The organism is Streptomyces sp. NPDC002088 (assembly GCF_040296605.1).
In the GTDB taxonomy this organism is placed as follows: domain Bacteria; phylum Actinomycetota; class Actinomycetes; order Streptomycetales; family Streptomycetaceae; genus Streptomyces.
In genome coordinates this window covers 243,375-261,794 of sequence record NZ_JBEOXO010000010.1, presented here as the reverse complement: position 1 = coordinate 261,794, position 18,420 = coordinate 243,375, and the positions used below count along the sequence as shown (strand labels likewise).

Annotated in this window: 18 protein-coding genes and 1 pseudogene; 5 read left to right on the top strand and 14 right to left on the bottom strand. The window is 68.9% G+C overall.

From position 1 onward, the window contains the following. Positions 1 to 74: 74 nt before the first annotated feature. From ABT114_RS23355 to ABT114_RS23340, 4 genes are all read right to left on the bottom strand, one after another. Positions 75 to 2,567, bottom strand: a complete 2,493-nt coding sequence (locus ABT114_RS23355; RefSeq protein ID WP_351144758.1) for an ATP-binding protein — start codon at positions 2,565 to 2,567, stop codon at positions 75 to 77. Positions 2,568 to 2,832: 265 nt separating this feature from the next. Continuing rightward, a complete protein-coding gene (locus ABT114_RS23350) occupies positions 2,833 to 3,156 on the bottom strand; it encodes an STAS domain-containing protein (RefSeq protein WP_351144757.1) in 324 nt (107 codons plus the stop codon). 182 nt (positions 3,157 to 3,338) lie between these two features. Next, positions 3,339 to 4,187, bottom strand: a complete 849-nt coding sequence (locus ABT114_RS23345; protein WP_351144756.1) for a 3-hydroxyacyl-CoA dehydrogenase family protein — start codon at positions 4,185 to 4,187, stop codon at positions 3,339 to 3,341. A 141-nt stretch (positions 4,188 to 4,328) separates the two neighbouring features. Next, on the bottom strand, positions 4,329 to 4,970 hold the full coding sequence (locus ABT114_RS23340) for a TetR/AcrR family transcriptional regulator (protein WP_351144755.1): 642 nt from the start codon (positions 4,968 to 4,970) through the stop codon (positions 4,329 to 4,331). An 81-nt stretch (positions 4,971 to 5,051) separates the two neighbouring features. Between ABT114_RS23340 and ABT114_RS23335 the strand changes: the two genes are divergently transcribed. The 5 genes and pseudogenes from ABT114_RS23335 to ABT114_RS23315 all read left to right on the top strand — a co-directional run bounded on the left by ABT114_RS23335 (position 5,052) and on the right by ABT114_RS23315 (position 9,551). Beyond that, positions 5,052 to 5,834, top strand: coding sequence for an ABC transporter ATP-binding protein (locus ABT114_RS23335; RefSeq protein WP_351144754.1), 783 nt, complete (start codon positions 5,052 to 5,054; stop codon positions 5,832 to 5,834). A gap of 7 nt (positions 5,835 to 5,841) precedes the next feature. After that, on the top strand, positions 5,842 to 6,591 hold the full coding sequence (locus ABT114_RS23330; RefSeq protein WP_351144753.1) for an ABC transporter permease: 750 nt from the start codon (positions 5,842 to 5,844) through the stop codon (positions 6,589 to 6,591). A 13-nt stretch (positions 6,592 to 6,604) separates the two neighbouring features. Then, positions 6,605 to 7,192 (top strand): cob(I)yrinic acid a,c-diamide adenosyltransferase, encoded by a 588-nt coding sequence (locus ABT114_RS23325; RefSeq protein ID WP_351144752.1) that lies wholly within the window; start codon positions 6,605 to 6,607, stop codon positions 7,190 to 7,192. Between the two features lie 263 nt (positions 7,193 to 7,455). Next, a pseudogene (locus ABT114_RS23320) lies at positions 7,456 to 7,548 on the top strand (LuxR C-terminal-related transcriptional regulator); the annotation flags it as partial. Between the two features lie 176 nt (positions 7,549 to 7,724). Continuing rightward, positions 7,725 to 9,551, top strand: a complete 1,827-nt coding sequence (locus ABT114_RS23315; protein WP_351144751.1) for a glycosyl hydrolase family 18 protein — start codon at positions 7,725 to 7,727, stop codon at positions 9,549 to 9,551. A gap of 79 nt (positions 9,552 to 9,630) precedes the next feature. Here ABT114_RS23315 and ABT114_RS23310 read toward each other — a convergent pair whose 3' ends face one another. The 10 genes from ABT114_RS23310 to ABT114_RS23265 all read right to left on the bottom strand — a co-directional run bounded on the left by ABT114_RS23310 (position 9,631) and on the right by ABT114_RS23265 (position 18,121). After that, positions 9,631 to 10,077, bottom strand: a complete 447-nt coding sequence (locus ABT114_RS23310; RefSeq protein WP_351144750.1) for a DUF2550 domain-containing protein — start codon at positions 10,075 to 10,077, stop codon at positions 9,631 to 9,633. 142 nt (positions 10,078 to 10,219) lie between these two features. Further along, positions 10,220 to 10,594 carry a F0F1 ATP synthase subunit epsilon gene (locus ABT114_RS23305; RefSeq protein ID WP_351144749.1) on the bottom strand — a complete coding sequence of 125 codons (375 nt, stop codon included), beginning with the start codon at positions 10,592 to 10,594 and terminating at the stop codon, positions 10,220 to 10,222. A gap of 193 nt (positions 10,595 to 10,787) precedes the next feature. Then, on the bottom strand, positions 10,788 to 12,224 hold the full coding sequence (atpD, locus tag ABT114_RS23300) for a F0F1 ATP synthase subunit beta (RefSeq protein ID WP_351144748.1): 1,437 nt from the start codon (positions 12,222 to 12,224) through the stop codon (positions 10,788 to 10,790). Next, a complete protein-coding gene (locus tag ABT114_RS23295; protein WP_351144747.1) occupies positions 12,224 to 13,141 on the bottom strand; it encodes a F0F1 ATP synthase subunit gamma in 918 nt (305 codons plus the stop codon). The genes atpD and ABT114_RS23295 overlap by 1 nt, the downstream gene beginning before the upstream one ends. Before the next feature lie 21 nt (positions 13,142 to 13,162). Further along, positions 13,163 to 14,755 carry a F0F1 ATP synthase subunit alpha gene (gene atpA / locus ABT114_RS23290; protein ID WP_351144746.1) on the bottom strand — a complete coding sequence of 531 codons (1,593 nt, stop codon included), beginning with the start codon at positions 14,753 to 14,755 and terminating at the stop codon, positions 13,163 to 13,165. A 142-nt stretch (positions 14,756 to 14,897) separates the two neighbouring features. Continuing rightward, complete coding sequence (locus ABT114_RS23285; RefSeq protein ID WP_351144745.1) at positions 14,898 to 15,719, bottom strand: F0F1 ATP synthase subunit delta; 822 nt, start codon at positions 15,717 to 15,719, stop codon at positions 14,898 to 14,900. Further along, positions 15,716 to 16,255, bottom strand: coding sequence for a F0F1 ATP synthase subunit B (locus ABT114_RS23280; RefSeq protein ID WP_502988371.1), 540 nt, complete (start codon positions 16,253 to 16,255; stop codon positions 15,716 to 15,718). The genes ABT114_RS23285 and ABT114_RS23280 overlap by 4 nt, the downstream gene beginning before the upstream one ends. Positions 16,256 to 16,306: 51 nt before the next feature. Then, positions 16,307 to 16,537 (bottom strand): ATP synthase F0 subunit C, encoded by a 231-nt coding sequence (gene atpE, locus ABT114_RS23275; protein WP_006381669.1) that lies wholly within the window; start codon positions 16,535 to 16,537, stop codon positions 16,307 to 16,309. Positions 16,538 to 16,612: 75 nt separating this feature from the next. Next, positions 16,613 to 17,452 carry a F0F1 ATP synthase subunit A gene (gene atpB / locus ABT114_RS23270; RefSeq protein WP_351144743.1) on the bottom strand — a complete coding sequence of 280 codons (840 nt, stop codon included), beginning with the start codon at positions 17,450 to 17,452 and terminating at the stop codon, positions 16,613 to 16,615. A 210-nt stretch (positions 17,453 to 17,662) separates the two neighbouring features. Continuing rightward, on the bottom strand, positions 17,663 to 18,121 hold the full coding sequence (locus tag ABT114_RS23265) for a Cg1360 family ATP-synthase-associated protein (protein ID WP_351144742.1): 459 nt from the start codon (positions 18,119 to 18,121) through the stop codon (positions 17,663 to 17,665). Positions 18,122 to 18,420: the final 299 nt, after the last annotated feature.

Genomic DNA, 18,420 nt, shown 5'->3' with positions numbered 1-18,420 from the left:
CCTGCGTACCGCTGCGTACGACGCAGAAGGGCCGGGTCCGTCCGTCGGACCCGGCCCTTCTGCGTCGAGCGGCCTCAGATCACCGGGGCCGCGTCGCTGGGTGTCCCGGCGCCGGTGCTCTCCGAGGCGCTCTCGGAGGCGGTGGCGGACGCGCTGCCGCTGGCCGTGTCCGTGGTGGACGGGGTGGACGGGGTTTCGGAAGGTGTCTCCGTGGGCGTGGGCGGGGTCGTCGTCTCGGTGGGCGTGGGTGTGGATGGAGTCGGCGACGTCGGCTTCGGTGTCGTCTGGGTCGGCTTCGGCGTGGGCGAGGTCGGCCTGGTGGACGAGCTGGACGACCCCCCCGACCCCTTCGTCCCGCTCGGATCGTCCGAAGGCTCCGCCCCGTCCGTAGGCGTCGGGTCGTCGGCCGTGCCGTAGGTGCCGTCGGGGCCCGGATCCGTCGGTGCGGCGGCCGTCGCGCCGGTGTCGCCGTTGCCGTCGTCGCTCTTCGGCTTGTCGGCGCCCAGGCTGCCGTCGTCCAGGCCCTGGCTGGCGGACGGGTTGACGCCGACCTGGTTGGCCGGGTTGTTGGCGTCGTCGTTGTTGGAGGTGGCGCCGAGGGTCACGACCGTGCCCAGCACGGCGACGAGCAGCGCGCCCGCGCCGGCCGCGACGAGGTTGCGCCGGGCGAGCCCCCGGACGCCGCCACGGCCCTTGTGCGCGCCCTGGGGCGAGGCCTGGTAGGTGACCACGGCGGGCGTGTCCACGACGAGCGGCGGGTAGGCGGCGGGTACCCCGCCGGGCGGCGACGCGGACTCCTCGGAGCGCGCGTCGGGCACCTCCTCGCCCGCAGTCGCCCGCACGCCGGGCACATCGCCCGTACGGTCGGCGACGAGGGCGAGGGCGCGGCGGCCGGCGGTGGTACCGCGCTTGTCGGCGAGGGCGCCGCGCAGGCCGACGGAGGCCTCCAGCTCGGCGCGAGCCCGGTCGAACTGTCCGCCACAGAGCGCGAGGATGCCCAACTCGTGGTGGAAGTAGGCCTGTTCGGCGACCTCTCCGGTGAGCCGGGAGGCCTCGGAGCCGGAGCGCAGCGCCCGTTCCCAGGCGCTCCACTGCAGTCCGGCGGCGAACGCCGGCGCGGCCGTGCGGGCCAGCTGCACGACGGTGCTCTCCTCGCCCTCGCCCGGCCGGGTCGTCGCCGGCACCAGGACGGCGAGGGCGGCGAGCAGGGCGTCGGCCTCGGCGCACACCCGCTCCGGGGTGACCGAGGGGTGTCCGGCCCACCAGGCGTAGTGCTGGGCGGCGGTGAGGGCGCGGGCCTCGACGTCGTCGGCGTATCCCGCGGCCTCCAGCTGGGTCAGGACGCCGGCGGCGAGCCGATAGCGGGAGCCGACCGGGGAGACCAGACCGCAGGCCGCCAGCTCGCCGAGGGCGGCGTCCGCGTGGGTGTCGCCGACCAGTGCGGGCAGATGCGCCTGGTGCGGCACCTCGCCGCCGAGAGCGACGGCGAAGCGCAGGGTGGCGCGGGCCGAGGCGCTCAGCCGGGAGGCCAGCAGCGGGGCGGGCGCGGCCGCCTCGCCGAGCGAGGGCAGCGGTACGTCCCGGGCCGTGTCGGCATCGAACGGGGCGTCGACAGGCAGCGCGTCCTCGAAGACGCCGAACTCGTCGACGGCGCCGACTCCGGACCGCAGCCGGTCGCGCTGCCGCAGCAGGGCGCCGGCCTGGACGAAGCGCAGCGGCAGGCCCTCGGACTCGAACCAGAGGTCACCGGCCCAGTTGGCCTCCTCCTCGGTGAGGACGCGGCCGACGGCGCGCTCGATGAGGTCGACGCCGCCCGCGCGGTCGAGGCCGCCGAGGAAGACCTCCTCGATGGCCGCGTCGGCGGACGGGGCGGGCACGTCCGGGGTCGCGGCGATCACGAAGGCGCACTCGGGGGTGGCGTCGAGCAGCTCGTCGAGCGCGGCGCCGCCGAACTCGACGTCGTCGAGGACGACGACCGCGCCGACCTCCCGGACGTACTCGATCAGCTCGTCGCGGTCCGGGCGGTGCAGGGGCGCGTCGTGGACGGCGTAGAAGAGGTCGTACAGCAGGTCGCCAGCCGTGCGGTTGCAGCCGCTCAGGCGGATCACGCCGTCGGGGGCGAGGTCCGCGCAGTCCTCGGCGATGACGTCGAGGAGACTGGTGCGACCGGAGCCGGCGGGGCCGGTGAGACGGACGGAGCGGCCGCGGGCGACCAGGCGGACCAGGCGCTCGCGCTCGTCCTGGCGGCCGAGCAGCGGCAGTGCGAGCTGCACGGGGCCAGGCAGGACGGGCGGCCGGGCCGCGCGTTCGGTCTCGGCGCGTGCGGCGGCCGTGAGCTTCTCCGGGCGGCCGGGCCGTTCTCCGGGCACGCAGATCTCGATCTCGCTGCCGTCCACGGGGTTGACCGTGAGCAGCAGGTCTCCGGTGATCAGCTGGACCGTGCGGGCCAGGGTCGGCGCGTGCTGGCCGAAATCGGGTGTGAGGGGATCCCTGGACGGGCGCGGGCGCGGCGCGTGGCCGTCGCCGTCATGGCCGTACTCCTCGGGTCCCCGGTTGTTCGGGTCCATAGGTTCAAGCCCCCCAAAAGCGTCGAGTGCCGAAAGCCCCTCCCGGCCTTGCCGCACACCGCGCTGTCGCTTCTGGTCCGGGCCCGCTAGAGGGTTGCAAGGTCAGCGGGCAGCCGAACCCTAAACCTTCGCACAGTATCTCCGACAGCCCGGGGTACCGCGCCGTCCGAGACGTCACAGTCTCGTGAGGATTGCGCGCGTCGGGCGTTTCGCAGCAGGCTGACCGGGTCTCCCCCGCCCGCCTGGGCCACTCCCGCTCCGGGTGTCACACTCGGGGCAGGGACTCCACCCCGATACCGCCCTCGATCGCCAGGATCCGGTGCAGCCGGGTCGCCACCAGCAGGCGCTGCATCTGTGGCGGTACGCCGCGCAGCACCAGGCGTCGGCCGATGCGGCCGGCCCGCCGGTGGACACCCATGATCACCCCGAGTCCGGTGGCGTCCCAGGAATCCAGTTCGGACAGGTCAAGCACGAGGTCGCCGACTCCGTCGTCGACGGCCGAGTGCAGGACCGTACGGGCGTCCGCCGCGCTGCGGACGTCGAGGCGGCCCCCGACGACCAGCTCGGCGTGGTCGCCCCTGATGTACATATGCGCTCCCCGAGAGTGCGGTGGCGTACTCCGTGACGGTGGTTGTGCAACGTCTGACTGCTTCAGAGGCAGAGCGGTTGCTAGTTGTAAGCGAACCGATACCGAATTCACCCCCGAGGGTGACACCCCTCGGGGCCTGTGCGGTTTCGGCGCTTGTACGTACGTGAGTTTCAGTACGTGTATCAGTACGTGTAAAAGCCCTGCCCGCTCTTGCGTCCGATGTCACCGGCGTCAACCATCCGGCGCATCAGCTCGGGCGGTGCGAACTTCTCGTCCTGGGACTCGGTGTAGATGTTGCTGGTGGCGTGCAGCAGGATGTCGACGCCGGTGAGGTCCGCCGTGGCCAGCGGGCCCATCGCGTGGCCGAAGCCCAGCTTGCAGGCGAGGTCGATGTCCTCGGCGGTCGCCACGCCCGACTCGTACAGCTTTGTCGCCTCGACGACGAGCGCCGAGATGAGACGGGTCGTGACGAAGCCGGCCACGTCGCGGTTGACGACGATGCAGGTCTTGCCGACGGACTCGGCGAACTCCCGTGCGGTGGCGAGGGTTTCGTCGCTGGTCTTGTAGCCGCGGACGAGTTCGACGAGCTGCATCATCGGCACCGGCGAGAAGAAGTGCACACCGACGACCCGCTCGGGGCGCTCGGTGGCCGCCGCGATCTTGGTGATCGGGATGGCCGAGGTGTTGGAGGCGAGCACGGTGTCGTCGCGCACGATCTTGTCGAGCGCACGGAAGATCTCGTGCTTGATCTCGAGCTTCTCGAAGACGGCCTCGACGACGATGTCGGCGTCGGCGACGGCGTCCAGGTCGGTGGTCGCGGTGATCCGGCCGAGGGCAGCGTCGGCGTCGAGCGCCTCGAGCTTGCCCTTGCTGACGAACTTCTCGTACGAGGCCTTGATCCCGTCGGTGCCGCGCTTCAGCGCCTCGTCGGTGACGTCACGCAGGACGACGTCCCAGCCCGCCTGCGCGGAGACCTGGGCGATGCCGGAACCCATGAGGCCGGCTCCGATGACGGCGAGCTTCCGTGCCACTGTGCGACTCCCCTACTGCAACCATGACTAACACGCTGTTTATGTCTGCCTCTCCGGCGGACGATAGCGGTCGTGAGGGGCTGTGTGACCGGTAAGTAATGCGCGTCACGTCTCAAATGACGGACATCACACCGGCAGGGGTCATTGCACTGCCCGTACGGCGTAGTTGAGGACCTTCTCACTCAAAAGGTCCTCCATGTCGTCGAGTAGACCGAGGGCCTCACGGGAGACCTCGTCGGGCGAACGGCCGGCCATCATCTCGCGCCCGATAAGCCCCAGAAGCGTGGTGTGCACCCAGTTGATCTGACCGGCCATCAGCGAGGGCAGCGGGTCGCCCGGGTCCGCACCGGTCTCCTCGCGCAGGGCCTCCTCCAGGAGGACGAGGCTCTGCTGGTTCATGTGCCACAGGCGGGCGCGAAGTCCGGGCGCCGCCTCGACGACCTTCATGAAACGGTCGTATCCCTCGATGAGGCCGACCTGGGGCGAGACCGACGCCACCTCGTCGCGCAACTCGCGCAGCACGGCGGCAGCCGCGGACTCCCCTTTGTCGCGGGCGCGCACGAAGCGCGTCAGGCGCGCGACGCTGCCCTTGGCCCGGTCGAGGAAGAGGTCCTCCTTGGCCTGGAAGTAGTTGTAGACGGTGTTGACCGAGACGTCGGCCGCCTCGGCCACCTCGGCGATCGTCACCGCGTCGAACCCGCGCTCCAGGAACAGTCCCGTGGCCACATCCGAGATGTGCTGCCTGGCCTGCCGCTTCTTGCGCTCCCTGAGTCCCTCAGCCATGACCGAAATCCTAGCTTCCCTGGGTTCCCTGAAATTTTGGTGTCATTGCAAAATTTCAGGGACTCTGTTTTTCTGGGAGACATGGCAATCATCAGTACGGCCGCTCTGGCCCGTACCTTCCAGACGAAACGCGGCCCGGTCGAGGCGGTGCGCGGCATCGACCTCACGGTGCGGCAGGGCGAGATCCTCGGCTTCCTCGGCCCGAACGGAGCCGGGAAGACCACGACCCTGCGGATGCTCACGACTCTGCTGCCGCCCACCGGCGGCGCGGCCACCGTGGCCGGCCGCGACCTGGCCTCCGACCCCGCCGGAGTGCGCCGGGCCGTCGGTTACGTGGCGCAGTCCGGTGGCGTCGACCCGAACGTGAGCGTGCGGGAGGAACTGGTCACCCAAGGCCGGCTGTACCGCCTCACCAAGTCCCAGGCGGTCGAACGCGCCGGGGAGCTGGCCCGCGACCTGGGCCTCGTCGACCTGTTGGACCGCAGGACGGCGGCGCTCTCCGGTGGTCAGCGGCGCCGCCTGGACATCGCGATGGGGCTCACGCACCGCCCCGAGGTCCTCTTCCTCGACGAACCGACGACGGGCCTCGACCCCGGAAGCCGGGCCGACCTCTGGAACCTCGTCCGGCGGCTGCGCGACGAGCACGGCACCACGATCTTCCTGACCACGCACTACCTCGACGAGGCGGACGCGCTCTCCGACCGGCTCGTGATCGTCGACCAGGGCGTCGTGGTGGCCGAGGGCACGCCGAGCGCGCTGAAACTGGCGCACGGCGGCTCGATCGACGCCACCCTCCAGGACACGTTTCTCGCCATCACCGGCCGGGGTACCTCGCCCGCCGACTCCGCCCCCGTGGCCGTTTAGGAGCCCGATGCTCTTCCAGGACACCGCGCTGATCTACGGGCGCTACGCCCGCCAGACCCTGCGCTCCAAGTTCCAGATGTTCTTCGGCGTGCTGATGCCGCTGCTCTACCTCCTCCTCTTCGGACCGCTGCTGACCGGCCTTCCGCTGGGGTCGCGCGGCAGCTCCTGGCAGGTGCTCGTACCCGGGCTGCTGCTTCAACTCGGCCTGTTCGGCTCCCTGTTCTCCGGTTTCTCGATCATCATCGAGAAGAACCACGGAGTCGTGGAGCGGATGCGCGTCACACCCGTCAGCCGTCTCGCTCTCCTCCTCGGCCGGGTGCTGCGCGATGCCACCCTGTTCGTCTTCCAGGCGGTGCTGCTGGTGCTCACCGCGCTCCTCATGGGGCTGCGGGCGCCGCTCGCGGGACTCCTCATCGGGTTCGCGTTCGTCGCGCTGCTGACCGTCTCGCTCGGCTCGCTGTCGTACGCGCTGGCGCTGAAGGTCGACAGGCCGTCGGAGTTCGGCCCGATCGTCAACTCGGTCTCCATGCCGTCGATGCTGCTGTCGGGCCTGATGCTCCCGATGACCCTCGCCCCCGGCTGGCTGAACGCACTGTCCCACTTCATGCCGCTGCGCTATCTGGTGGACGCGATCCGGGACGCGTACGTCGGCCGGTACGCGACCGCTTCCATGCTGTACGGCCTCCTGGTCGCCCTGGGCTTCGCCGCACTCGCCGTGACAGTGGGCACACGTGTCTTCCGGAAGGCCGGAGCGTAACTACGCTGGCCTCATGGTCAATCTGACGCGCATCTACACCAGGACCGGCGACAAGGGCACCACCGCCCTCGGCGACATGAGCCGGGTCGCCAAGACGGACCTGCGGATCTCGGCGTACGCCGACGCCAACGAGGCGAACGCAGCCATCGGCACGGCGATCGCGCTCGGCGGTCTCGACGAGGAAATCGTCAAGGTCCTCACTCGTGTCCAGAACGACCTGTTCGACGTGGGCGCTGACCTGTCGACGCCGGTCGTGGAGAACCCGGAGTTCCCGCCGCTGCGCGTGGAACAGTTCTACATCGACAAGCTGGAGGCGGACTGCGACCGTTTCAACGCGGAGCTCGAGAAGCTGCGGTCCTTCATCCTCCCGGGAGGCACGCCCGGTGCGGCCCTGCTGCACCAGGCGTGCACGGTCGTACGGCGGGCCGAGCGCTCGACGTGGGCGGCCCTGGAGGTGCACGGCGCCGAAGGAAAGAGCGGCAGCATGAACCCCCTCACCGCGACCTACCTCAACCGTCTGTCGGACCTGCTCTTCATCCTGGCGCGCACAGCGAACAAGGCCGAGGGCGATGTCTTGTGGGTGCCCGGCGGCGAACGCTGACGAAGACACCGCCCCTGCGGGGTCGGGGGCCCGCGGCGTCAGCCGCTGATGTCGCGGCCCCCTGAAGCCTCGGCTTCCTTGCGCGCACCGAGAACAACGAGGTCGGGGCGGCGACGGCGACCGCGAGGACCGTACGCAGCCACAGGCGGCCCTCGTGGCGGGCCCGGGCCAGTCCGTGGCGCGGTGGCCGGGCCGGTTTCGGCGCCCCCGCCAGGCGGTGGGCCGCGTGGCCGTCGAGCCGGCGGATCGTGCAGTGGCCGTAGGCGACGGTGAAGACCCACGTCAGCCGACTCCTGGCGAAGCTGGAGCTGCGCAGCCGGGCCCAAGCGGCCGTACTGGCACAGGAGTTGGGAATCCAGAGGTTTAAATGGGGGCAGTGGTCCAGACCTATTGACCTATGGTCCAGACCTTTCTATTCTCGCGGCACTGTGGGCGCGAAGGCTCAGTTGCGCCCCGACACCCCCTGCCGAAGGGGCGCGACGACACCGGCTGAGGCGCCCCGGAGGCACAAAAACAAAAGAGGAGGCGCAGCATGCGCTTCAGACACAGAGCCGCGGCAGGATTCGCCACCCTGCTGCTCCCCCTGGCCGGTCTGGTGGGCCTCGCGAGTCCCGCCCAGGCCGCGACGACCGCCACCGCCACCTACACCAAGACCTCCGACTGGGGCACCGGCTTCGAGGGCAAGTGGACGGTGAAGAACACCGGCACCACCGCCATCAGCTCCTGGACGATCGAGTGGGACTTCCCTTCCGGCACCTCCGTCACCTCCGCCTGGGACGCCGACGTCACGTCCTCCGGCACCCACTGGACCGCCAAGAACAAGTCCTACAACGGCACCCTCGCCGCCGGTGCCTCCGTCTCCTTCGGCTTCAACGGCGCCGGCTCCGGCTCGCCCTCCAACTGTCTGCTCAACGGCGGCAGCTGTGACGGCGGCACCACGGTCCCCGGCGACAGCGCCCCCTCCGCGCCGGGCACCCCGACCGCCTCCGGCATCACCGACACCTCGGTGCAGCTGTCCTGGAGCGCGGCCACCGACGACACGGGCATCAAGAACTACGACGTGCTGCGCGACGGCGCCAAGGTCGCGACGGTGACGACGACGTCGTACACCGACACCGGCCTGACCGCAGGCACCGACTACTCGTACACCGTCCAGGCCCGCGACACCGCCGACCAGACCGGCCCGGTGAGCGCCGCGGTCGCCGTGCACACCACCGGCGGCACGACCACTCCCCCGACCACCGGCAGCAAGGTCAAGCTCGGTTACTTCACCGAGTGGGGTATCTACGGCCGCAACTACAACGTCAAGAACCTGGTGACGTCGGGCTCGGCCGCCAAGATCACGCACATCAACTACGCCTTCGGCAACGTCACCAACGGCCAGTGCGCCATCGGCGACTCCTACGCCGACTACGACAAGGCGTTCACCGCCGACCAGTCCGTCAGCGGCGTCGCCGACACCTGGGACCAGCCGCTGCGCGGCAACTTCAACCAGCTGCGCGAGCTGAAGGCCAAGTACCCGAACATCAAGGTGCTGTGGTCCTTCGGCGGCTGGACCTGGTCCGGCGGCTTCGCCCAGGCGGCGGCCAACCCGACCGCCTTCGCCGAGTCCTGCTACAACCTGGTCGAGGACCCGCGCTGGGCCGACGTCTTCGACGGCATCGACATCGACTGGGAGTACCCGAACGCCTGCGGTCTCAGCTGCGACACCAGCGGCTCGGCGGCCTACAAGAACCTGATGCAGGCCCTGCGCGCCAAGTTCGGCACCGGCAACCTGGTCACCGCGGCCACCACCGCCGACGGCACCTCCGGCGGCAAGATCGACGCGGCCGACTACGCGGGCGCGGCCCAGTACGTCGACTGGTACAACGTGATGACGTACGACTTCTTCGGCGCCTTCGACGCCGACGGCCCGACCGCCCCGCACTCCCCGCTCACCACCTACAGCGGCATCCCGACGCCCGGCTTCACCACGGCCGACGCGATCGCCAAGTACAAGGCGAAGGGCGTACCCGCGAGCAAGCTGCTCATCGGCATCGGCTTCTACGGGCGCGGCTGGACCGGCGTCACCCAGGACGCCCCGGGCGGCACGGCCACCGGCCCGGCAGCCGGCACCTACGAGCAGGGCATCGAGGACTACAAGGTGCTCAAGACGTCCTGCCCGGCCACCGGCACCATCGCGGGCACGGCGTACGCGCACTGCGGCAGCAACTGGTGGTCCTACGACACCCCCGCCACCATCGGTACGAAGATGGCGTGGGCCAAGACCCAGGGCCTGGGCGGGGCGTTCTTCTGGGAGTTCAGCGGTGACACCAGCAACGGCGAGCTGGTGAGCGCCATCAACAGCGGAATGTCGTAAGTCAGCTCGGCACGTTACGCGACGTTGACGCTCCCCCAGACTTCGTCCGGGGGGACCCCCACCCAACGAGTGAATGTGGCTACGCCACATTCACTCGTTGTCCGGGCGGGGCTGCCTCAAGCCACGCGAGGAAACCGGTCAGCGCGTCTTCGCTCATGGCGAGTTCGAGACGCGTGCCCCGGTGCAGACAGGTGAGGATCACCGAGTCGGACAGCAGTGCCAGCTCCTCCTCGCCGTCCGGCAGCCGACGGCCGGCCACCTCGATCGACGCGCGCTCCAGGATGCGGCGCGGGCGGGGGGCGTAGGAGAAGACCCGGTACCACTCGATGCGGTCGCCGTTGTAGCGGGCGACGCCGTAGCTCCAGCCCTTGCCGCTGGTGTCGGGTTTCTCGGGGACGTCCCAGCGCAGGCTGCAGTCGAAGGTGCCGCCCGAGCGCTGGATGAGTCTGCGCCGCAGTCCGAAGACGAACAGCCCCACCACCACAAGGGCGACGACAATTCCGCACACAGTCAGAGCGAGGACCATCGGCACCGACCTCCTCGTCTCCTAGATAACGGAACTAGATAACGGAACGGAAAAAACATCCATATCTGCCTCAGCCGCGACCGGCACCGGATTGCTCCGGTCCCAGCCGCGGCTGAGTGACGTCATCGCGTGGCGAGCTGGGTCAGCTCGCCGCCGCCGCACGCAGTCGCACGTCCGCGCGGCGCTCGGCGGACGCGTCGCCCTCCGCCTTCGCGCGCTCGAGCTCCCGCTCCACGCGCTGGACGTCGATCTCGTCCGACAGTTCGGCGATCTCGGCGAGCAGCGACAGCTTGTTGTCCGCGAACGAGACGAAACCGCCGTGCACCGCGGCGACGACCGTTCCACCATCACTCGTACGGATGGTCACCGGGCCCGACTCCAGCACACCGAGCAGCGGCTGGTGACCGGGCATGACGCCGATGTCGCCGGACGTGGTGCGCGCGACGACCAGGGTGGCCTCGCCGGACCAGACCTCTCGGTCGGCCGCGACCAGCGCGACGTGCAGCTCAGCAGCCAAGGGAGGCTCCTCGGGTCACCACCCGGCTCTCACGCCGGGTGTCACTAACAAGTCTAGTAGGGCGCCGGGCACCAAGGTGCCGAGGCCCGCCCCGGAACACTGCCGGGGGTCTGGGGGTCGCCCCCCAGGCGATGCAGCGTGGGTGTGACAGAGGGGACGGGACGTGCCCGCCCCCTCGTCAAGAGCGCGAGGCTCAGGAGACGCCCAGCTCCTTGGCGTTGGCCTTGAGGTCCTCAATGCCACCGCACAGGAAGAACGCCTGCTCCGGGAAGTGGTCGTACTCGCCGTCGATGATCGCGTTGAAGGCCGCGATCGACTCGTCCAGCGGGACGTCCGACCCGTCGACGCCGGTGAACTGCTTGGCGACGTGGGTGTTCTGGGACAGGAAGCGCTCCACGCGACGGGCACGGTGGACGGTGAGCTTGTCCTCCTCGCCCAGCTCGTCGATACCGAGGATCGCGATGATGTCCTGGAGGTCCTTGTACTTCTGCAGGACCGTCTTGACGCGCATCGCGGTGTTGTAGTGGTCCTCCGCGATGTAGCGCGGGTCCAGGATGCGGGACGTGGAGTCCAGCGGGTCCACGGCCGGGTAGATGCCCTTCTCGGAGATCGGACGGGAGAGAACCGTCGTCGCGTCGAGGTGGGCGAACGTGGTGGCCGGGGCCGGGTCGGTCAGGTCGTCCGCGGGGACGTAGATCGCCTGCATCGAGGTGATCGAGTGACCACGGGTCGAGGTGATGCGCTCCTGGAGGAGACCCATCTCGTCGGCCAGGTTCGGCTGGTAGCCCACCGCGGAGGGCATACGGCCGAGCAGGGTCGAGACCTCGGAACCGGCCTGGGTGAAGCGGAAGATGTTGTCGATGAAGAACAGCACGTCCTGCTTCTGCACATCGCGGAAGTACTCCGCCATGGTCAGACCGGCCAGGGCCACGCGCAGACGGGTGCCCGGCGGCTCGTCCATCTGACCGAAGACCAGGGCGGTCTTGTCGATGACGCCCGAGTCCGACATCTCCTCGATGAGGTCGTTGCCCTCACGGGTGCGCTCACCGACACCGGCGAACACGGAGACACCGTCGTGGTTGTTGGCGACGCGGTAGATCATCTCCTGGATGAGCACCGTCTTGCCGACGCCGGCACCACCGAACAGACCGATCTTTCCACCCTTGACGTACGGGGTGAGAAGGTCGATGACCTTGACGCCGGTCTCGAACATCTCGGTCTTCGACTCGAGCTCGTCGAAACGCGGGGCCTTGCGGTGGATGGACCAGCGCTCGCCGTCGTAGGTCTCGTCGGAGTTCAGCACGTCACCGAGGGTGTTGAACACCTTGCCCTTGGTGAAGTCGCCGACGGGGACGGTGATGCCCGCGCCCGTGTCGGTGACCGGGGCCTGGCGGACCAGACCGTCGGTCGGCTGCATGGAGATCGTGCGAACCAGGCCGTCACCCAGGTGCTGGGCGACCTCCAGGGTCAGGATCTTCTTCTCGCCGACGTTGGCCGGGTCGGCCACCTCGACGTGAAGGGCGTTGTAGATGTCCGGCATCGCGTCGACGGGGAACTCCACGTCGACGACCGGGCCGATGACCCGGGCGACGCGGCCCGTGGCAACGGCCGTCTCAACTGTCGTCGTCATTACCTGTCACTCCCCGCGGTCGCGTCGGCCAGGGCGCTCGCGCCACCGACGATCTCGCTGATTTCCTGGGTGATTTCGGCCTGGCGGGCCGCGTTGGCAAGGCGGGAGAGCGTGTTGATCAGCTCGCCCGCGTTGTCGGTGGCCGACTTCATCGCGCGGCGCGTGGCGGCGTGCTTGGAGGCAGCCGACTGGAGCAGCGCGTTGTAGATACGGCTCTCGACGTAGCGCGGCAGCAGGGCGTCGAGGACGTCCTCCGCCGACGGCTCGAAGTCGAACAGCGGAAGGATCTCGCCCTTGGTGTGCGACTCCTCCGCCACCTCTTCGAGGCGCAGGGGCAGCAGGCGGCCGTCGACCGCCGTCTGCGTCATCATCGAGACGAACTCGGTGTAGACGATGTGGAGCTCGTCCACGCCGCCGTCCGCCGTCTCCTTCTCGATGGCCTCGATCAGCGGAGCCGCGACCTTCTTGGCGTCCGCGTACGTGGGCTCGTCGGTGAAGCCCGACCACGACTCCACGACCTTGCGCTCGCGGAAGTTGTAGTGGGCCAGACCACGGCGGCCGACGATGTACGTGTCGACCTCCTTGCCCTCGGCCTCAAGACGCTCGGTCAGCTGCTCCGCCGCCTTGATGGCGTTGGAGTTGAAGGCGCCGGCCAGTCCACGGTCGCTCGTGAGGAGCAGCACCGCGGCACGGGTCGCCGACTCCGCCTCCGTGGTCAGCGGGTGCCTGGTGTTCGAACCGGTACCGACCGCCGTGACCGCGCGTGTGAGCTCGGTCGCGTACGGCGTGGAGGCCGCCACCTTGCGCTGCGCCTTGACGACGCGCGAGGCGGCGATCATCTCCATCGCCTTGGTGATCTTCTTGGTCGCGGTGACGGATCGGATGCGACGCTTGTAGACCCGGAGCTGGGCTCCCATGAGTCAGGTCCCTTCCTTACGTCACTTGGCGGCAGCGGCCGGGACGTCCTCGCCGAGCAGCTTGCCGTCGGAGGTCTCGAACTGCTTCTTGAAGTCCGCGATCGCCTCGGCCACAGCCTGGAGCGTGTCGTCCGACATCTTCGCGCCCTCCTTGATGGAGGTCATGAGGCCCTGCTCCTTGCGGTGCAGGTACTCCAGGAGCTCCTTCTCGAAGCGACGGATGTCGGCGACCGGCACGTCGTCCATCTTGCCGGTGGTGCCGCCCCAGATGGAGACGACCTGGTCCTCGGTGGCCATCGGCTGGTACTGAGCCTGCTTGAGCAGCTCGACCAGTCGCTGACCGCGCTCCAGCTGGGACTTCGACGCGGCGTCCAGGTCGGAACCGAAGGCGGCGAACGCCTCCAGCTCACGGTACTGGGCGAGGTCGAGGCGGAGTCGGCCGGACACCTGGCGCATCGCCTTGTGCTGGGCCGAGCCGCCGACGCGGGAGACCGAGATACCGACGTTCAGGGCCGGACGCTGGCCGGCGTTGAACAGGTCGGACTCCAGGAAGCACTGGCCGTCGGTGATGGAGATGACGTTGGTCGGGATGAACGCCGACACGTCGTTCGCCTTGGTCTCGACGATCGGCAGACCCGTCATCGAACCCGCGCCCATGTCGTCGGAGAGCTTCGCGCAGCGCTCCAGCAGACGGGAGTGCAGGTAGAAGACGTCGCCGGGGTAGGCCTCGCGGCCTGGCGGGCGGCGCAGCAGCAGCGACACGGCGCGGTAGGCGTCGGCCTGCTTCGAGAGGTCGTCGAAGATGATGAGGACGTGCTTGCCCTCGTACATCCACTGCTGGCCGATGGCCGAGCCGGTGTACGGCGCCAGGTACTTGAAGCCGGCCGGGTCGGACGCCGGGGCGGCGACGATGGTCGTGTACTCCAGCGCGCCGGCCTCTTCCAGGGCGCCACGCACGGAGGCGATGGTCGAGCCCTTCTGGCCGATGGCGACGTAGACGCAGCGGACCTGCTTCTTCGGGTCGCCGGTGCGCCAGTTGTCGCGCTGGTTGATGATCGTGTCGACGGCCAGGGCGGTCTTGCCGGTCTGGCGGTCACCGATGATCAGCTGGCGCTGGCCACGGCCGATCGGGGTCATCGCGTCGACGGCCTTGTAGCCGGTCTCCATCGGCTCGTGCACCGACTTACGGACCATGACGCCCGGAGCCTGCAGCTCGAGGGCGCGGCGGCCGCTGGTCTCGATCTCGCCGAGGCCGTCGATCGGGTTGCCGAGCGGGTCGACGACGCGGCCGAGGTAGCCCTCGCCGACAGCCACGGAGAGCACCTCACCGGTGCGCTGCACCGGCTGGCCCTCCTCGATACCGCTGAACTCGCCGAGGACGACCGCACCGATCTCGCGCTCTTCCAGGTTCAGCGCGAGGCCGAGGGTGCCGTCCTCGAACTTCAGCAGCTCGTTCGCCATGGCCGAGGGGAGACCCTCGATCTTGGCGATACCGTCGCCGGCGACGGTGACCGTACCGACCTCCTCGCGCGAGGCCGCGTCCGGCTTGTACGACTGGACGAAGTTCTCCAGCGCATCCCGGATCTCCTCCGGCCGGATCGTGAGCTCCGCCATCTGGGTTCCCTGCTCTCCTTGTTGGGCCCGAAGTTTCACTTTGGGGGGATGGGGACTCCCCCCTGAAAGAGGTGAATCCTCTGCACGGCCCAACCAGGGCCGTAATTGCTTACGTACTGCGTATTGAGTTGCGGCGGGGCTGCTAGCTCGCCAGTCGGCGGCCGGCGTCCTCGATGCGGTCCGCGAGAGAGCCGTTGATGACCTCGTCGCCGACCTGTACCCGCAGCCCGCCGAGGACCTCGGGGTCCACGTCGAGGTTCAGGTGCATCTTGCGGCCGTAGAGCTTCGCGAGGGCGGCGCCCAGGCGCTGCTTCTGCGCATCGCTCAGCGGTACCGCCGAGGTGACGACGGCGACCGCGCGGTCCCGGCGCTCGGCGGCGAGCTTGGACAGGGACTCGAGTCCCGCTTCCAGGCTACGTCCCCGCGGCGCGGTCACAAGGCGCGTCACCAGACGCTCGGTGGTCGGCTTCGCCCGGCCGCCGAGCAGCCGGTGCAGCAGCTCGGTCTTGGGCGAGTGGCCGGCCGTGCGGTCGGTCAGTGCGGCGCGCAGCTCGGTGTTCGAGGAGACGATCCGGCCGAACCGGAACAGCTCGTCCTCGACGTCGTCGAGCGTGCCCGACTTCTCCGCGGCGGTGAGGTCGGCGATGTTCGCCAGCTCCTCCAGCACGTCCACCAGGTCGCGGGGCTGCGACCAGCGGGAGCGCACCGTGCCGGCCACCAGGTCGGCGGTCGTGCCGCTGACCTGGCCGCCGAGCAGCCGCTGCACCAGCTCGGCCTTGGCCTCGCCGGCCTGCGCCGGGTCGGTGAGGACCCGACGCAGCGACGCCTCGCGGTCGAGCAGCGCGGTGACGGCGGCCAGCTCGTCGGCGAGCTGGGCCGCGTCCACGGACGTGGAGTCCGTCAGCGCGTCGAGACGCTCACGGGCAGCTGCGAACGCCTCGCGGCTCGCTCCGTGTGCTGTCATCGAGCCGCCTCGGCCTTCTCCTCGAGCTCGTCGAGGAAGCGGTCGATCACACGGCTCTGGCGGGCGTGGTCGTCGAGGGACTCACCGACGAGCTTGCCGGCCAGTTCGGTGGCGAGCTTGCCGACGTCCTGTCGCAGCGCGGTCGCGGCGGCCTTGCGGTCGACCTCGATCTGGGCGTGGCCGGCGACGACGATCTCCTCGCGCTGCCGCTGGCCTTCCGCACGCATCTCGGCGATGAGCGAGGCGCCCTGCTCCTGCGCCTCCTGGCGCAGCCGCGCGGCCTCGTGGCGGGCCTCGGCGAGCTGGGCCTTGTACTGCTCAAGGACGCTCTGGGCCTCGGTCTGTGCGGCCTCGGCCTTCTCGATACCGCCCTCGATGGCCTCGCGACGCTCTTCCAGGACCTTGTTGATGGTCGGAAGGAGCTTCTTGGCGAGGAAGCCGAAGACGATGACGAAGGCGATCAGGCCGATGACGAGCTCCGGCCACGGCGGAATGAGGGGGTTCTCCTTCTCCGCCTCGGCCGCCAGCTGAACCAGGGGGTTCACATCAGTGCCTTTCGTCGAATGGGGCTGTCGCTGTCGTTCGTCTTAGTAGACGAACGGCATGACGAGGCCGATGAGGGCCAGCGCCTCACAGAACGCGAAGCCGAGGATCTGGTTGGCGCGGATCAGGCCGGCCGCCTCGGGCTGGCGGGCGAGAGCCTGGGTGCCGTTACCGAAGATGATGCCGACGCCGACGCCCGGGCCGATCGCGGCGAGGCCGTAACCGATGGAGCCGAGGTTGCCTTCAACCGCAGCGAGGGTCTGGAGAGCGGACATGCCGGTTCTTCCTTCTCTTTCAGTGACCGGTGGGGGTTGGCCACCGGTTGTCTCTTGGGTGAGGGAGGGGCCTGCTCAGTGGTGCTCGGCGAGCGCGCCCTGGATGAAGGTGCAGGTCAGGAGGACGAAGACGTACGCCTGAACGGCCTGGATGAAGAGCTCGAAGGCGGTCATCACGATGACCATCACGAACGAGACGGCCGAGTACGCGATACCGATGCCGTTCAGCATGTACCAGCTGGCGATCGTGAAGAGCAGCAGCAGGGTGTGGCCGGCGAACATGTTCGCGAACAGTCGGACGGCGTGCGTGAACGGGCGGACCAGCAGGTTCGAGAAGAACTCGATGGTCATCGACAGCGGCAGCACCGCACCGAGCGACTTGTCGTATCCGGTGACGTTCTTGAAGAAGCCGACGAAGCCGTGGCGCTTGAACGTCAGGGAGACCCAAGTGATGTAGACGATCGCCGCCAGCACCGCGGGGTAGGCGATGATCGAGGTCACCGGGAAGGAGGCGACCGGGACGATCGACCAGAGGTTCATCATCCAGATGAAGAAGAACAGCGAGACGGCGAGCGGGACGTACTTCTCGCCCTCGCGCTTGCCGATCGTCTGGTACACGATGCCGCTGCGGACGAAGTCGTAACCCGCCTCGGCGATCATCTGGAGCTTGCCCGGGACGAGCTTCGGCTTGGCGAACGCGGCCCAGAAGAAGCCCACCACGATGATGGAGCCCAGCAGGGCCAGCAGCATCGGCTTGTTGAAGTACAGGCCGTCGGTGTCGCCCCAGAGCGGCTTGAACAAGAACGAGTGCAGGCCCGGAGCCGGGAAGCCGCACCCATCGTCACCGAACAGGTGGCAGCTCGTGTCGAAAGCGAGCGTCTGCGTCGGGTCAGCACTCACCGCGGGCTCCTTCATCGTGGCGCATAGGTACGGCAACCTCGTTGTGTCGGCGCGGCGCAGGGCCGCGGTTCGGCACGGGACTGGTGTTACGGATGTGGGGGCGGCTGAGGGGCATCTCGCCTCGCGATTGAGCAGGCGTCAGCTCAGATGCCCGCGCCCGCGATGCCGCAGTTGGCACCGGACGATAGCAGGATCTCTCATGCGGCTTTATCCCGGCCCTACCCCTCACGACGAGTGCCCCGAGTTTCCGGGCTTGTCGCCCTTCGAGGAACCGGTCGAGGAGGAGGTCGAATCGGGTTCGACGTAGAGGATCTTGGACTTCATGTGGGCACGCGTCTGCGCGGCGATCCAGGTGAGGGTGCCGGCGACGAGCGTGAGCGCGAAAGCCCTGGGGTTGAACAGCGTCGTGTGCTTGAAAGCGGCGACGAAGATGAACAGCAGCAGGATCTGCGCCGCGTAGAGCATCAGTCCCATCGCCTGGAACAGGTGCGGAAGCGATTTGGCAGTGCGCTGCAGAACGTAGAGCCCGATTCCCATGAAGAGGATCACGATCAGCGTCGCGACGATCGCCCCGACCGCACCCTTGCCGCCCGCGACCACGCCGCTGACGACGGCGGCAATCGCGCCGACGGCAGCCGTGGGCACGGCAGCCTGAGCCAGGATCCGGACGTCGTTGGACGGCATGGCGGCAACTCCGCTTTCAAAGGGGGGCAGGGGTGTCGTCATGGACGAGCGTAGTCCCGGGCCGAGTGTCGGTGACCTCACGCCAATGGACCCTCGTACTACGGTCCTTCGGCTCTATCCCGGGTTCTCGTGAACCGTATCACAAACTATTTGATGAGGTCTTTACCTGGTTGGTGTGCTTGCTGTCACACATGAGAGTGACAGTGCGCGCTTGTGCAAAAACACAGCCAACTTGTCTGGTATTGGAGCGGTTTGCACTCCCACGACTTGGCAATGCTCTAGTCAGATTCTTACCTTGG

Coding starts and splice junctions, on each gene's coding strand:
- ABT114_RS23310 (WP_351144750.1), bottom strand. CDS start 10,077: ATGGTCCTCGCTCTGACTGTGTGCGGAATTGTCGTCGCCCTTGTGGTG.
- ABT114_RS23285 (WP_351144745.1), bottom strand. CDS start 15,719: ATGACAGCACACGGAGCGAGCCGCGAGGCGTTCGCAGCTGCCCGTGAG.
- ABT114_RS23295 (WP_351144747.1), bottom strand. CDS start 13,141: ATGGGAGCCCAGCTCCGGGTCTACAAGCGTCGCATCCGATCCGTCACC.
- ABT114_RS23265 (WP_351144742.1), bottom strand. CDS start 18,121: ATGCCGTCCAACGACGTCCGGATCCTGGCTCAGGCTGCCGTGCCCACG.
- ABT114_RS23350 (WP_351144757.1), bottom strand. CDS start 3,156: ATGTACATCAGGGGCGACCACGCCGAGCTGGTCGTCGGGGGCCGCCTC.
- atpE (WP_006381669.1), bottom strand. CDS start 16,537: ATGTCCGCTCTCCAGACCCTCGCTGCGGTTGAAGGCAACCTCGGCTCC.
- ABT114_RS23340 (WP_351144755.1), bottom strand. CDS start 4,970: ATGGCTGAGGGACTCAGGGAGCGCAAGAAGCGGCAGGCCAGGCAGCAC.
- atpA (WP_351144746.1), bottom strand. CDS start 14,755: ATGGCGGAGCTCACGATCCGGCCGGAGGAGATCCGGGATGCGCTGGAG.
- atpD (WP_351144748.1), bottom strand. CDS start 12,224: ATGACGACGACAGTTGAGACGGCCGTTGCCACGGGCCGCGTCGCCCGG.
- ABT114_RS23315 (WP_351144751.1), top strand. CDS start 7,725: ATGCGCTTCAGACACAGAGCCGCGGCAGGATTCGCCACCCTGCTGCTC.
- atpB (WP_351144743.1), bottom strand. CDS start 17,452: ATGAAGGAGCCCGCGGTGAGTGCTGACCCGACGCAGACGCTCGCTTTC.
- ABT114_RS23355 (WP_351144758.1), bottom strand. CDS start 2,567: ATGGACCCGAACAACCGGGGACCCGAGGAGTACGGCCATGACGGCGAC.
- ABT114_RS23335 (WP_351144754.1), top strand. CDS start 5,052: ATGGCAATCATCAGTACGGCCGCTCTGGCCCGTACCTTCCAGACGAAA.
- ABT114_RS23330 (WP_351144753.1), top strand. CDS start 5,842: ATGCTCTTCCAGGACACCGCGCTGATCTACGGGCGCTACGCCCGCCAG.
- ABT114_RS23325 (WP_351144752.1), top strand. CDS start 6,605: ATGGTCAATCTGACGCGCATCTACACCAGGACCGGCGACAAGGGCACC.